This is a genomic window from Chryseobacterium gossypii (genome assembly GCF_041361455.1).
Taxonomy (GTDB): Bacteria; Bacteroidota; Bacteroidia; order Flavobacteriales; family Weeksellaceae; genus Chryseobacterium; species Chryseobacterium gossypii.
Genome location: NZ_JBGCUR010000015.1, coordinates 39,525 through 54,923, shown reverse-complemented (window position 1 = coordinate 54,923; position 15,399 = coordinate 39,525). Strand labels below are relative to the sequence as shown.

Genomic DNA, 15,399 nt, shown 5'->3' with positions numbered 1-15,399 from the left:
CCATTGAAGCAAATATTTCACATAGCCAACGGGGATCATCTTGCCACAGATTTAAGGAAAGTATCTATAGGCGGTGAGGTTATTGTATGCAGGGAAGCATTAATTTCCGGGCCTCTGCAATCCGGTTCCCTGGAAAGTTTCTGGGAAATAAGATCCCGGTTTGTTTCGGAAGATTACCAGGCAGATGAAAAAATCTATTACAGAAAAACAGTCCCGGAATTTGAAAAGATCATTAATATCCCGGAAAATTCTGAAATAAACCTTTGGTTTGAGGACGACCTGTTTTGCCAGACTAATATGTGGTTCTGTATTTTTCTTTTGCCCAAGAAGCAAAATCTTAAGATTTACAGAGTATTTCCTCCGGAACGGGGAAATGAAGATCACTGGAAAGGATTCTCCCTGGCGGACATCAGCGGACTGAAAAGGCTGTTTGAAGCAAGACTGGAACTGGATGAAAAAGACATTCGCCTGGCCAATGATCTTTGGAATGCCTATAAAAATAATGACCAAAAGGCATTAGATCGGCTATCCCAATATAAAACCCATGTTTTCAGGCATTTAAGGGAAGTTATTGACGCTTATCTCAATACCATGCCCGAAAACGATGGTATGACAAATCCGGAAATCTACGTGAAAAATTTAACAAAGAACGGGATAAAAGATTTTAATGTCATTTTTGAAAGATTCCAGAAAGAACTCGGGATATACGGTTACGGTGATTTACAGGTGAAAAAGCTGTATGAAAAGGCTATAAGCGAACAAAAAAATCCGTCGCAATGACGGATTTATATTTTCAAATCAATTACTGATTAAGTTAGCATACCTCCATCAACATTCAAGGTCTGGCCTGTAATATAGGAAGACATATCGCTTGCCAGGAAAACACAGGCGTTGGCAATATCTTCCGGCTTCCCGCCTCTTTTTAACGGTATTCCTTCCCTCCACCCTTGAACTGTCTTTTCATCCAGAACAGCAGTCATTTCAGTTTCAATAAATCCCGGAGCAATGGCATTGCAACGGATGTTTCTGGACCCCAGCTCCAGAGCAACAGATTTCGTGAATCCGATCACCCCTGCCTTAGAAGCTGCATAATTGGCCTGCCCGGCATTTCCGCTTATCCCTACTACAGAGGTCATATTGATAATGGATCCGTATCTTGCCTTCATCATCGGCTTGATCACCGCTTTGGTAAGATTGAATACGGAATCCAGGTTTACTTTAATAATTGTGTCCCAATCTTCCTTAGACATCCTCAATAGTAAGTTATCTCGGGTGATTCCCGCATTATTGATCAGAATATCAATCTGACCAAATTCCGTCATTACTTCATCAACTAATTTTTGAGCAGCATCATAATCCGATGCATCAGATTGGTAACCTTTAATTTGAGTTACAGAACTTAAAGCCGCTTCTAATTCTTTCGCTTTGTCTACAGAACCGGCATAAGTGAATGCCACCTTAGCTCCCTGCTGAGCAAAAATTTCAGCAATTCCCCTTCCGATTCCTCTTGTAGCTCCCGTAATTAGCGCTACTTTTCCTTCTAATAGTTTCATATTTATGACAATTATTTTCTTTTAATCGCTAGCTTATTAGTGATGGCTAATTTAATATTTTTAATATTAGTGAAAATAAGCAATCCGCAAAGATATTATAATTTGTTATTCAATAATATTTAAATCTCAACATTAGTGACTTTTTTTCTCCGTTTCGGACAATCCTCCGGATATTTTTTTCAAAAGATCGATTATGGCTTTCAATTGAATGAAATACGGCTTTTTTGTTCATGCTAATCTATTTTCCGGTAAAATAGCTGTAATACCTCCATTTGTCCTGCTTTAGGAGCGCTGATGAGAAGCATGAAGCAAGTTTAACCATTAAACGGAGTTGTTTACGATCAGAACAATCTCCCCCTTTAATGTCTTACTTTTGGAAAATTCGATCAGTTCACTGATGGTCCCTCGTTGGGTTTCTTCAAATTTTTTAGAGATTTCCCGGCTGAGGCTTACTTTTGTATTTTCCCCGAAAAATTCCCGGATTTGTTCTAAGGTAGTATTGATCTTGTGCGGACTTTCGTATAAAACAACCGTTTTCTTTTCTTCTGCAAGTTGTTTAAGCCTGGTTTGCCGGCCTTTTTTCTGCGGAAGGAATCCGGCAAATAAAAATTCATGGTTCGGAAGCCCGGAAACTACCAGGGCAGGAACGAAAGCTGTAGGACCCGGCAGGCATATCATTTCAATATCATGATCGGCACCGGCTTTGGCAAGCAAATATCCCGGATCTGAAATTCCGGGAGTTCCGGCATCTGTGATAATAGCGATATTCTGTCCGTTTCTGAGGTCCGTGATCACTTTCTCCGTTGCCTGATGCTCATTATGCAAATGATAGGATTTCAGCGGTTTAGAAATCTCAAAATGCTTTAAAAGTATTCCGGATGTCCTGGTATCTTCACAAAGGATATAATCCACTTCTTTCAATACATTTACCGCTCTGAAGGTCATATCTTCCAGGTTCCCGATGGGGGTAGGCACAAAATAAAGGGTTCCGCTCAAAACTATAAGAATTTATTTTCAACCAATATCCACAGCCTTTGGGCATACTCATCCACCTTATTCCATTTTTTCTCATAATAAAGGTCGCTCAGATATTCTTTAGCTTCCTCTAACGTTTTAAAACTGTTAAGATCTGCAACCACTTCATTCAGCTCAGACTGGCTTCCCCCGAATAAAGTTTTTGAAAAGGCGATCCTGTCATTTAAATCCAGCTTAAATGCAGGCTTAGGTTTTTCTGCTTCCATGTAGTCTGTAGGAATATTGGTTTTCAGGATACTTCCCGTGTCTTCCCGGACTGCAGGATCGGGCTGTTTTTCTTGTGCGACTTCCCTTTCCAGAGGATCATCATCAAAAAGGCTCTGCACTGTTTTCAGCCCTTTGATATTGGCCAGTCTTATCTTTTTTTCCTGATGGTATGCTTCTAAATTTTCAAAGCTTTCATCAGAAGGATGTGCTTCTTTCTCCGTTTCGGTCTGAGGCTTGTCAATTTCAACGATTTTCCTTCTATCGCTTATTTCTGCCAGTATGCTTTCTTTTTCCTCTTGCGGAGGATCATTCTTTATTTCGTTTAAAACATGCTCAACGTTAGAGGTTTCCGTAATCATTTCTCCCTGTTCTATAATCGCGGAGCCTGTGTATTGTTTTTCATACTCTTCTACAAAGAGCTCTTCTTCAAGAGGTTCGGCATCAAAAATACTCGGTATGGTTTCCGTCATGTCCGAAGGATTCTCAAAGCTTTCACTGATCTTTTCTTCTTCATCAAAGCCATTGGCAACATTTCCGGTATCAGAAATTTCATTTTCAAATTCATCAATTTCGTTGAGCTGATTATTAAAAATAGCCTCTTCTTCCGTAATGTCATTGTTGAACATGCCTTCATGAAGATCATCATCATTCTCCGGCTCGGAATTTTCTAAAATCCTTTCCTCATCTACAAAACTAAGCATGCTTTCAGGGTAGTCGGAAAGATCATTTTCATCTATCTCACTCAGTTGATTCTTAAAAACGGCTTCTTCTTCTGTAATATTACCGTATTTTTTTTCTTCCGGATTTTCAGCAGTCTTCTCTTTTGTATTTTCCTCCACAAAATTCACAAGAGTTTCATGAAGTTCGTTTTCAACAATTTCATTCAGCTGGTTATTGAAAATAGCCTCTTCCTCAATAACTCCACTTGTATGAGTATAAGATTTACTTTCGTCTATCTCATTCAGTTCATTATTGAAAATCGCTTCTTCTTCCGTTACTTCATTGTCCGGTTCCTGAGCTTCCTTTTCCGGGTTCGCAGAGGAAAAATCCTGCCGGTACTCCGAAGCCTGCGAAAAATTCTCTCTTCCAAAATATTCAATATTTTTTTCCAGCAGTCTAAGGAACGAAATCCTATTAGCAAGCTCATCCACAAGATCTTGCTTGGAAAGTAATTCGTCCACATTATTTATTTTGTCCAGAATACCAATGATATTCTTGGATTCAAAAAAAATCTTTTCCTTTAAATCTTGGATGTTCTGCATATAAGATTCTTGTTAAAATTGCTTACTTTTGATTAAAATATTACGGCTAATTTAACAAATGTTTTTAGAAAATACAATTAATCATTCCAAACAAAGCGGTTGGATGGAAGTTATTTGTGGCTCTATGTTTTCGGGAAAGACAGAGGAATTGATACGGAGATTACGGAGAGCGGAAATGGCAGGGCAGAATGTGGAAATTTTTAAACCGAAACTGGATACCAGATATTCTGAAGAAGATGTGGTTTCCCATAATCAGAATAAAATACGCAGTACATCAGTAGAAAATCCCAACGAAATTCTCCTGTTGGCTTCCAATTGTGATGTTGTAGGGATTGATGAGGCACAGTTTTTCGATGAAAGCATTGTAGATGTTTCCAACCAGCTTGCAAACAGCGGGATAAGAGTGGTCATTGCAGGCCTGGATATGGATTTCCTGGGGCGCCCATTCGGCCCGATGCCTAATCTGATGGCTACGGCAGAATATGTTACAAAAGTACATGCCATTTGCAAAAGAACAGGAAATCTTGCCAATTATTCCATGAGAATATCTTCGGGTAATAATCTGGTGGAATTGGGTGAAACGGAAAGCTACGAAGCGGTAAGCCGTCGTGTTTTTATAGATGAAGTACTTTCAAAGAAGAAATAAAATAAAGACAGCATATCGGGGCTAAACTGAGTTTAACCCCGACAAAGAAGCACCAATGAACTATACAGTAAAAGAAATTGCAGAAATCACCAATACAACGGTTATTGGTGATGAAAATTTAGTTGTCAGAAATATCGCTTTTGACAGCAGAATCATTTATTCCACTAAGAATACCGCATTTATTGCAATCAATACCAAAAAAAATTCCGGTGAAAAATTTATCGAATCTGCAGTTGACAGAGGAATTACCATAATCATTTCAGAACATCATTATCCACAATTTGAAAATATAACGTGGATCATAGTAAAAAACTCTGTGGAATTTCTTCAGGCACTGGCCGGATATCATTTCGGTCATTCCCGTTTAAAATCCATAGGGATTACAGGAAGCAATGGTAAAACCATCCTGAAGGAGTGGCTTTACCAATGTCTTTGGAATGAGTTTTCAACTGTAAAAAGCCCGAAAAGCTTCAACTCACAGCTTGGGCTTCCGCTTTCCCTGCTGCAGATCAGTACATTCCATGAGCTGGGGATCTTCGAGGTTGGAATTTCAAAACCGGGCGAGATGCAGAAACTGGAAAATATTTTTCATCCGCAAATAGGCCTGCTTACGCATATCGGGACCGCCCACCTGGCCAATTTCAGATCTGAGGAAGAGCTGATTGATGAAAAAATAAAGCTTTTCCAACACTCAGAAGTCATCATTTACAATGGTGATAATACATTGGTTAACCGGAAAATAAAGGAACTGTATTCAGGTAAAAGATTAATTTCATACGGCTTCAAAAAAGAAAACCATGTTTTTATAAAAAGCAATATCTCCAAAGACCAGGATATTGTAGTGCAGTATTTCGATGAGGAGATTAGCTTTCCTGTGCATCAGAGGGATGAAGCCACTTTAACAAACGCTCTGGCACTCATTACCGTGCTGAAGGAATTACATATCGATTCCCAAAAAATAGTGGAAAAAATCAACATGCTAAAAGCCGTGGAAATGCGGCTTGAAGCTATTGAGGGAGTTAAAGGCAATATCATCATCAATGATTCCTTTAATCTGGACCTGGATTCACTGAAATCTGCGTTTCAGGCTTTAAAAGAATACAATAAACCTAAAAAATCTCTTGTTTTAACAGATATTCTGGGGGTAAACTCCAATTCCCAGGAGCTGTATGAAGAGGTTTCGGAGCTGGTCAATGAACAGGGATTTGATTCTGTATTCCTGGTCGGGGATGAGATCAGCCGGTTCAGCCATCTCTTCGATGCCAGAATATTTACTTTCATTAATACCAGAGAGCTTATTGAAAGTAAGCACCTTACTGAAATAGAAAATCAGATCATTCTTCTGAAAGGCGCAAGAAAATTTGAAATTGAAAAGCTTAAAGATATTCTTGAGCTCAGAAAGCACGACACAGTGCTGGAGATCAACCTGAACGCAATTCTTCACAATATCAACTATCATAAATCCCTGCTCAGGCCCGGCACAAAAATGATGGCTATGGTAAAAGCCAATGCCTACGGGTTGGGCAGCTATGAAATCTCAGAATTTTTACAGCACCATCATATTGATTACCTGGGTGTGGCCTTCGCAGATGAAGGAGTGGAATTACGTAAAAAAGGCATCACTACGCCCATTGTAGTAATGAATCCTGAGCAGCACAGCTATGAAGCTATCATTGAATATGATCTGGAACCTGAAATCTATAGTTTCAGGGTTCTGGAATTATTCTACCAGACTGTCCTTAAATCGGGATACGACAAGAAATTTCCAATCCATATCAAATTGGAGACCGGAATGCATCGCCTTGGTTTCAAGGAAAATGAATTAGATCAGTTAAGCAAAATTCTAAGCGGCAAAAATTTAAAAGTACAAAGTATCTTCAGCCATTTATCATCTTCAGATATACCGGAAGAAAAAGATTTTACGCTCCATCAGCTGGACACTTTTGAAAAGAATTCAGAATTACTGATCCGGGGATTGGGATATCGCCCGCTAAGGCATATACTGAACTCTTCAGGTATAACCAATTACACTGATCATCAATATGATATGGTGAGAATAGGGATAGGCATGCTGGGAGAATCACCAAAAAATGAAATACAAAGACAACTGCAGTCTGTGGTAAGCTTCAAGACGGTTATTTCACAGATCTCATCCGTAAATGAAGGAGAATCGGTAGGATACAGCAGAAAATATAAAACAAGCCATCCTACCAAAATTGCAACCATACCCGTAGGCTATGCAGACGGTATCCCAAGATCAATAGGAAACCAGGTAGGAAATGTGGGGATAAATAAAACCCTGGCTCCTATCGTAGGAAACATCTGTATGGATATGATGATGATCAATGTGGATGATGTTCCTAATGTAAAGGAAGGGGATATTGTAACGGTGTTCAATGCAAGGCCTACTTTAAAGGAGTTTGCTGGCTACTGCCAAACTATTACATATGAGATATTAACCTCTATTTCACCCCGGGTGAAACGGATCTATATAAAAGATTAGCTATGAGAAAGCCTCTGATCCTTTTATTCATATTCCAGTTTCTTTTGATGTATAGTCAGGTAAAAAAAGATCTGGTAATCCCTGAAAATCCTAAAATCGGACTTTCACTGGCCGGTGGCGGCGCAAAGGGCTTCGCCCATGTGGGAGTGCTCAAGATATTGGATTCTTTAGGAGTCAAAGTAGATTATATCGCCGGGACCAGCATGGGGGCCATTGTAGGAGGCATGTATGCATCGGGCTACTCCGGAAAAGAGATAGAAAAAATAGTAATGGATACGGACTTCTATTCTTTAATAATGGATCCGAAATCCAGACAGGAAGCCACCTTTTACAATAAAACAGTTGATAAATACCTGCTCTCTATTCCTTTGAAAAATGGGAAGATCACCCTCCCCTCCTCCATCAGTACAGGCCAAAAGAATGTTTACCTGCTGAAGGAATTATTCAAAAATGTCTCTAATATAAACGATTTTTCAAAGCTTCCCATTCCTTTTATGTGTGTAGCCACCAATCTCGAAAGTGGAAGTATGAAAATCTTTGAAAAAGGAGATCTCGTACAGTCCATTATGGCAAGCTCTGCCTTTCCGTCCCTGATGGATCCTGTAAAAATCGGAGACAGCATTTATATTGACGGAGCCATGACGGTAAACTACCCCTCAAAGCCATTAAAGGATAAAGGGATCGATATCGTTATTGGTGTAGACCTGAACCAGGACTTATCAAAAAGAGAGGATTTAAACAATATTATTTCCATCCTCAACCAGATCATTGATTTTGGAATAAAAAAAGACACCAGACGCCAGTACAGATACACTGACATCAACATCAAACCCAACTTAAAAGGCATGACCGCCACCAGCTATGATGAAAAGAAAAAGATTCTGGATAGCGGCTATGCGGAAGGCCTGAAATATGTAGGCATATTAGATCAATTGCCAAAACGCCCGTTCGACCGCCTCAGGCAGCAAATAAACCCTATTTATTCCAATGTTTATAAAATAGACAGCATATCCCTCACCGGAGGAAAAATATACGGTAAAAATTATGTTCTAGGGAAAATGGGGCTCCGTCTTCCTTCACTGCAAACCTATGGCAGTATCAATAAAAAGATAGATAAGCTTATTGCTACCAATAATTACAGGTTTATCAATTATGATATTGTCCAGGAAAATAATGCCACTTATCTGAAACTATATGTAACGGAAGATGACGCAAGACATTTTCTGAAATTCGGCTTACATTATGATGAAGTTTTTAAAACCGGATTATTACTGAATTATTCTGCAAAACGACTTCTGTTCAAAAACAGCAATCTTTCCCTGGATGTGGTAGTGGGTGATAAGGCCAGATATTATTTAAATTACTTTGTTGATAATGGATATATTCCCGGCTTTGGTATTTATTCCTCAGGAATGAGCTTTGATTTAAAAGATATCAATAATAATACGGTTGATAATTGGCAATGGTTCAGAAATGAAGCCTATATACAATCCATTTGGAAAGATAAATTTGCCGTAGGAGCAGGAATAAGTCATGATTATTTTGTAACGGGGGCGGGGAATACGGATAAAACTTATAGCCGCTTTTTAAACCCTTACCTTTTTTTGAAAAGCGATACCCAGAATGACAAGGATTTTTCTACAAGAGGAATTTATATTTCAGCCGAAGGAAAAGTAATAGATTTATTAAAATCCGAGGTAGAAAAAAGACTGGTACAGGTAAAGGCAGATATCAGGATCAATATCCCTGTCATCAGACATCTTACTTATCGTCTCAACCTTTATGGTGGAATCACCATTGGTGATAATCTTCCTAAGCTTTATCAGTACAGACTCGGAGGAATATTTGAGCAGAATATCGTCAATTTTAAAAGTTTTCCGGGGTTTTATTTCTCCCAGCTTAATACCAATAATATAGTATTGATTTCAAATGATCTTCAGTTTAAATTCAATAAAAATTATTTTCTGAGCGGCAATTTTACTTTTGCCAATCTTTCCGATGATATTACTTTCGAGGAAACTGCTAAACTCAATTATAGTTCATTGGGGATTACTGCCGGATACAGATCTCCTTTCGGGCAGATAAAGATCAATTTCAGTCATTCACTTAAAAATAATCAAAAAGGTATATTCAGTGTGATATTAGGGCACTGGTTTTAAACAATGATACAGTTTTTTTACGAAAATTTACCCGAATCTGTAAGTACAGACTACAAAAAATGGCTGGAAGAAATTATTCTTTCAGAAAACAAGAAGCTTGGTGATATCAATTACATATTCTGTGATGATGAATATCTGCTGAAGATAAACCAGGATTATTTGCAGCATGATTATTATACGGACATCATTACCTTCGACTATGTCAAAGGAAAGACAATAAGCGGAGAGATTTTCGTATCTTTGCAGCGCATTTCTGATAACGCCTCTACTCTATCAAAAAATTATGAAGAAGAATTGAAAAGAGTATTGGCTCACGGCATCCTTCACCTCTGCGGATATAAAGATAAAACAGAGGAAGAAGAAAAGGAAATGCGAAGAAAGGAAGATTTTTATCTGGCCAGATGTAAATATTAATAATCCACCAGACTTAATATTTCAACTTAGCCCGTAATAATGGCCTTTTTAAAGCATAATTAAGGAAATGTTTCACGTGAAACATTAATAAAAAAAATAAAAATTTAAGGCTTAAAACAAGCAATATAAAATGATATTAGAGGTATATGATGTAATTGTAGTGGGTGCAGGACATGCAGGATGTGAAGCAGCAGCAGCGGCCGCCAACCTGGGTTCTAAAACATTGCTGATTACTATGAATATGCAGACCATCGGACAGATGAGCTGTAATCCGGCCATGGGTGGTATTGCAAAAGGACAGATCGTAAGGGAGATTGATGCAATGGGAGGCTATTCGGGAATAGTAGCTGACAAATCAGCTATCCAGTTTAAAATGCTAAACCTTTCCAAAGGCCCCGCCATGTGGTCTCCCAGAACACAGAATGACAGAATGCTTTTTGCAGAAGAATGGCGTCTGGCATTGGAAAACACACCCAATCTTGACTTTTTCCAGGATATGGTGAAACAGCTTATTGTAGAAAATAACAAAGCGGTAGGTGTAGTTACCTCATTAGGGATCGAGGTAAGAGGAAGATCTGTGGTTCTTACCAACGGTACTTTTCTTAACGGTTTGATCCATGTAGGAGATAAGCAATTAGGCGGCGGAAGAATGGGAGAACCCAGAGCATTTGGTATTACAGAACAACTTGTTTCTCTCGGTTTTCAGGCAGGGAGAATGAAAACAGGTACTCCTCCGAGAGTAGATGGAAGAAGCCTGGATTATACCAGGATGGAAGAGCAAAAAGGGGATGAAAACCCTCAAAAGTTCAGCTATCTGGACACTCCAAAACTAACCAAACAAAGAAGCTGTTTTATCACCTACACCAACGAAACCGTACATGAAATCCTACGTTCAGGATTTGACAGAAGTCCTATGTTCAACGGTACTATCCAAAGCTTAGGCCCAAGATACTGTCCAAGTATTGAAGATAAGATCAACCGTTTCGCAGAGAGAACCAGACATCAGCTGTTTGTGGAACCTGAAGGCTGGAAAACCATCGAAATATATGTAAACGGCTTTAGCTCATCACTACCTGAAGATGTTCAGATTAAAGCAATGAAGCAAATTCCAGGATTTGAGAATGTAAAGGTATTCCGTCCGGGCTATGCTATTGAGTATGACTACTTCCCTCCTACCCAGCTAAAGCATACCTTAGAGACAAAGCTTATTGACAACCTGTATTTTGCAGGACAGATCAATGGTACCACCGGATACGAAGAAGCCGCAGGACAAGGACTTATTGCAGGTATCAATGCGCACAATAAAGTACATGAAAAGGATGAATTTATCCTTAACAGGGATGAGGCTTATATAGGCGTTTTAATAGACGATCTGATCACAAAAGGAACAGAAGAACCCTATAGAATGTTTACTTCCCGTGCTGAATACAGATTGCTTCTGAGACAAGATAACGCAGACATCAGGCTTACAGAGAAAGCCTATAATCTGGGGCTTGCCAAAGAAGAAAGATTAAGAAGGGTTGAAGAAAAAATAGCTAAAAGTGAGGAACTTGAAAGCTTTCTTCGAGAAACTTCTTTAAAACCTGCTATTATCAATCCTATACTTGAAAGTGTAGAAAGTAATCCTGTTGATCAGGCGTACAGGGCTTCTCAGATCCTTACAAGGCCCAATATCACACTCGAAAAGCTCGAATCTATTGAAGCTATAAAAGAAAGGGCTTCACAATATGATGAAGAGATAAAAGAGCAGGCAGAAATCAATATCAAGTATAAAGGGTATATAGAGAAGGAAAAAGAAAATGTAGCTAAACTGAACAGATTGGAAAACATTAAAATTCCGGAAGACTTCGACTATCTTAAACTTTCAAGTCTTTCTGCGGAAGCCAAACAAAAAATGTCAAATATCCGCCCGAAAACAATAGCTCAGGCAGGAAGAATAAGTGGCGTTTCCCCGGCAGATATTAATGTTTTACTGGTTTATTTAGGACGTTAGCTAAAAAATGTTTCACGTGAAACATTAAAAAAATAAAGTAAAGATTAAGGTATTTATGAACATTACGTTTCTGAATATTTTAATTTTTTAATATGATAGTTTAAAATGAAAGTAAAAGATCATTTTCTTAGCCAGGAAATATTTGAAATAAAAGAAACGGAAACCAAAGGAGTTTATAAAACCTCTCCTGTTCCTGAACATATTTCAAAATATTATGAAAGTGAAGAATATATTTCTCACCACCAGGATTCAGGAAGTGTAAAGGAAAAAATTTATAAATTCTTACAATCCTTTAATCTCAGGTATAAGAAAACAATACTTATAGACAGGATAAAAAAGGGAGCCAGGGTCCTTGATTACGGATGCGGGGCAGGTGAGTTTGTAAAATATATAGAAAATGATTTTGAAACTTTTGGATTTGAGCCCGATGCAGATGCCAGAACAGCAGCTCAGAATAAAATCTCAAAAGCCCGGATTATCAATGACCTCAACAGTATAGAAGATGGAAGCTTGGACGCCATTACCTTATGGCATGTGTTCGAGCATATTGAAAACCAGGATGAGATACTTAATCTGTTCCATCGTAAATTGAAAGAAAAAGGATTATTGATCATTGCTGTTCCTAACCCCACCTCTTACGATGCCAGATATTATAAAGAATATTGGGCAGCCTATGATGTGCCACGACACATCTATCATTTTTCAAAAAAAGGAATGGAAAATTTAATCTCAAAAAAAGCAGGCTGGAAAATGCGAAAGATCAAGCCATTGATCTTGGACTCTTATTATATCTCTATGCTCAGCGAAAAATATAAAAAATCATCACTTTTCTGGCTTAAAGCAATGGTTCAGGGAACGATTTCTAACGTAAAAGCACTTTTTTCCTCAGAATTTTCAAGTTTGATCTATATAATCGAAAAAAAATAGAAAATCGATTTTTGACCCATTTCTGGAGGTCAATTTTTGTCAATTTTTTCTTAAAATTTAAAAACCCGGTAAAAATTACCGGTTTTATTTTGAACATGACTAAGGAAATGTTGAGCTAACTAAAAATTACTTTTATTTTAATCTGATACTTTTTAAGTTGAAGTTAAGCTTTTGCTTAAAACAACTCAAAAAAAAAGTCTGTTGATATTCGCAACAGACCAAGGTATGTAAATAAATCTGAACTTAATTATTAATAGCGGCAACTCCGGGAAGCTCCAGACCCTCCAGACTCTCCAGCATGGCTCCTCCGCCCGTGGATACATAGCTTACCTTATCCCCATAGCCAAATTGCTTAACAAAGGCAACACTGTCTCCTCCCCCAACTAATGAAAAGGCTCCTTGCCTTGTTGCTTCAGCAATACTGTCTCCCAGGGCTATAGTTCCGGCAGCAAAATTAGACATTTCAAAAACCCCTATAGGACCATTCCATAAGATTGTCCTAGAATTAAGGATCACATCATTGAACTGATCCCTTGATTTCTGTCCGGCATCCAATCCCATCCACCCCTCAGGAATAGAATAAATATCTGCCTCCTTTCTTTCGGCATCATTGTTAAAACCTTCAGCGATAATAGCATCGGAAGGAAGGTATACTTTTACATTATGCTGTTTAGACTTTTCAAGAATTTCCAAAGCCAGGGATAGCTTATCCTCTTCCACCAAGGAATTACCAATCTTACCACCAAGAGCTTTGATAAACGTGAATGCCATTCCACCTCCAATGATAAGATTATCAACAGCAGGCAGAATATTCTCTATAATGGTAATTTTAGTTGAAACCTTTGATCCTCCGAGTATAGCTGTTACAGGCTTTTCCCCATTTCTCAAAACCTTATCAATAGCTTGTAATTCCTTAGCCATTAATAAACCGAAATATTTAGTTGAAGGGAAATATTTAGCAATAACTGCGGTAGAAGCATGCGCTCTGTGAGCAGTACCGAAAGCATCATTTACATAAGCATCTCCCAATTGGGCAAGCTTCTCTGCAAATGTTTCATCACCTTTTTCCTCCTCACTATGAAAACGTAAATTTTCCAATAATAAGATCTGCCCGGGCCTAAGTTCACCAGCTGCCTGTTCCGCCTTCTCTCCTACCGATTCTTCCACAAACTTTACCTCATGACCTAAAGCTTCAGCAACATCATCTACAATATGTTTAAGAGAAAACTCATCTTTCACTTCACCTTTTGGCCTCCCAAGATGTGTCATTAAAATCACTGAGCCTCCATCCTTAAGAATCTTGTCAACAGTAGGCTTTACCGCAACAATTCTCGTATTATCAGTAACTTTAAGCTGATCATCCTGCGGAACATTGAAATCTACTCTTACCAGAGCCTTCTTATCTTTAAAATTGAAATCATTGATTGTTTTCATAAATACCCTAGAATTTTTCTTTTCACAAATGTAACATTTTAAAATTTTTGAGAAGATCGATTCGGACAAAAGTTTTGAGAAAAAATTCCCACAGACCCAACAGTTATTAACCAACAATTTTTCTTTTCTTAAAAAAATATATGACTTCTGTTGTTAAGTATTGTGAATTTCGGGGATAACTTTTCACAGAAAACTTTATAACATGGAATTTCAATTCAATTCATATTTAATTCACATTATAAAATGCTGTCAATCTGATTATTTTATTATTTACTAACAGATATGGATAACTTATGAATATATTCAAATATTAATATCCGGTTTATGGAAAAAATAAATAAAACCGGAAAAAAAAATTTAAAAATTCTTCTAAAAATTTTTGATGCGTTTTTTCATTACTAAATATTTCAATCCGAAAATTATTTAGTTCACGAAAGTTTTCCACAGTTATTCACATTACTTTTCACAATTAACTGGTGATAAACTAACAATTCTTATTTTAATACTTAACTTTGCAGGAAATAAATCTGATAAAGTATATAAATTATGAAAAGGAAAATAGCTATTGCCGCTGACCATGCCGGTTTCGAGTATAAGGAATTTATTAAAAAACACCTTGAAGAAAATTTTGAGGTACAGGATTTCGGAACTTTCACCACAGACAGCGTAGATTATCCTGATTTTGTGCACCCCGCAGCAACATCTGTGGAAAACGGAGAGAATGAATTAGGAATTTTGATTTGTGGAAGCGGGAATGGTGTACAGATTACAGCGAACAAGCACCAGAAAATCCGTTGTGCCCTTTGCTGGATGCCTGAGCTTGCCGCATTGGCCAGACAACATAACAATGCCAATATGATCTCACTTCCTGCAAGATTCATTGCCAAAGAACTGGCAGTTGAAATTGTAGATAAATTTCTTTCTACCCATTTCGAAGGTGGAAGACATCAGAACAGAGTTGATAAAATCGCGATCTGCTAATAATATAAAGGCCTGTAAATCAAATTGCAGGCCTTATTTATTTTAAAAACCGTATCTTTGCATTGCTGAATAGAAATAACAGCATTCTGTAATTCCCATTAAGCCTTTATAAATAGATAAAAGAATTTTATAGAAGGTTTTTCTCCCTCTTCACCATATTTGTATTAAATTTATACAAAACTAAATTCCCACAGTCAGAAGCCGGGAAGAAAATTTACGCGGCTGAATAAGTTAAATGAATAATAATGAAATTGTCAAAAAAAGATATTATAACGGGTTTAATAA

12 protein-coding genes are annotated in these 15,399 nt (G+C 37.8%); 8 read left to right on the top strand and 4 right to left on the bottom strand.

The features are described 5' to 3' along the window. The first annotated feature begins 3 nt into the window (after positions 1-3). Positions 4-780 carry a DUF1835 domain-containing protein gene (locus ABMQ40_RS09905; protein ID WP_370899084.1) on the top strand — a complete coding sequence of 259 codons (777 nt, stop codon included), beginning with the start codon at positions 4-6 and terminating at the stop codon, positions 778-780. Between the two features lie 29 nt (positions 781-809). Here the strand turns inward: ABMQ40_RS09905 and fabG are convergent, their stop codons facing one another. The 3 genes from fabG to ABMQ40_RS09890 all read right to left on the bottom strand — a co-directional run bounded on the left by fabG (position 810) and on the right by ABMQ40_RS09890 (position 4,057). After that, positions 810-1,553, bottom strand: a complete 744-nt coding sequence (fabG, locus tag ABMQ40_RS09900) for a 3-oxoacyl-[acyl-carrier-protein] reductase (protein WP_370899082.1) — start codon at positions 1,551-1,553, stop codon at positions 810-812. 321 nt (positions 1,554-1,874) lie between these two features. Then, positions 1,875-2,549, bottom strand: a complete 675-nt coding sequence (gene rsmI / locus ABMQ40_RS09895) for a 16S rRNA (cytidine(1402)-2'-O)-methyltransferase (protein ID WP_370899080.1) — start codon at positions 2,547-2,549, stop codon at positions 1,875-1,877. Between the two features lie 2 nt (positions 2,550-2,551). Then, the gene (locus tag ABMQ40_RS09890; protein WP_370899078.1) at positions 2,552-4,057 is read right to left on the bottom strand and encodes a DUF8457 domain-containing protein; all 1,506 of its coding nucleotides are present in this window, start codon (positions 4,055-4,057) and stop codon (positions 2,552-2,554) included. 58 nt (positions 4,058-4,115) lie between these two features. Between ABMQ40_RS09890 and ABMQ40_RS09885 the strand changes: the two genes are divergently transcribed. The 6 genes from ABMQ40_RS09885 (at position 4,116) to ABMQ40_RS09860 (ending at position 12,699) form a co-directional block, all read left to right on the top strand. Then, positions 4,116-4,703, top strand: coding sequence for a thymidine kinase (locus tag ABMQ40_RS09885; RefSeq protein ID WP_370899076.1), 588 nt, complete (start codon positions 4,116-4,118; stop codon positions 4,701-4,703). Between the two features lie 55 nt (positions 4,704-4,758). Continuing rightward, entirely contained in the window at positions 4,759-7,206 is a 2,448-nt protein-coding gene (locus ABMQ40_RS09880) for a bifunctional UDP-N-acetylmuramoyl-tripeptide:D-alanyl-D-alanine ligase/alanine racemase (RefSeq protein WP_370899074.1), read from the top strand. A gap of 2 nt (positions 7,207-7,208) precedes the next feature. After that, positions 7,209-9,365 carry a patatin-like phospholipase family protein gene (locus ABMQ40_RS09875; RefSeq protein WP_370899072.1) on the top strand — a complete coding sequence of 719 codons (2,157 nt, stop codon included), beginning with the start codon at positions 7,209-7,211 and terminating at the stop codon, positions 9,363-9,365. 3 nt (positions 9,366-9,368) lie between these two features. Next, entirely contained in the window at positions 9,369-9,779 is a 411-nt protein-coding gene (ybeY, locus tag ABMQ40_RS09870; protein WP_370899070.1) for an rRNA maturation RNase YbeY, read from the top strand. A gap of 130 nt (positions 9,780-9,909) precedes the next feature. Further along, positions 9,910-11,772 carry a tRNA uridine-5-carboxymethylaminomethyl(34) synthesis enzyme MnmG gene (gene mnmG, locus ABMQ40_RS09865; protein WP_370899068.1) on the top strand — a complete coding sequence of 621 codons (1,863 nt, stop codon included), beginning with the start codon at positions 9,910-9,912 and terminating at the stop codon, positions 11,770-11,772. A gap of 105 nt (positions 11,773-11,877) precedes the next feature. Then, positions 11,878-12,699 carry a class I SAM-dependent methyltransferase gene (locus ABMQ40_RS09860; RefSeq protein WP_370899066.1) on the top strand — a complete coding sequence of 274 codons (822 nt, stop codon included), beginning with the start codon at positions 11,878-11,880 and terminating at the stop codon, positions 12,697-12,699. Between the two features lie 243 nt (positions 12,700-12,942). Here ABMQ40_RS09860 and ABMQ40_RS09855 read toward each other — a convergent pair whose 3' ends face one another. Then, positions 12,943-14,133 carry a phosphoglycerate kinase gene (locus tag ABMQ40_RS09855; RefSeq protein ID WP_370899064.1) on the bottom strand — a complete coding sequence of 397 codons (1,191 nt, stop codon included), beginning with the start codon at positions 14,131-14,133 and terminating at the stop codon, positions 12,943-12,945. 546 nt (positions 14,134-14,679) lie between these two features. On the opposite strand from ABMQ40_RS09855, the gene rpiB reads away from it, so the two are divergent. Beyond that, the gene (gene rpiB / locus ABMQ40_RS09850) at positions 14,680-15,114 is read left to right on the top strand and encodes a ribose 5-phosphate isomerase B (protein WP_370899062.1); all 435 of its coding nucleotides are present in this window, start codon (positions 14,680-14,682) and stop codon (positions 15,112-15,114) included. Positions 15,115-15,399 lie beyond the last annotated feature (285 nt).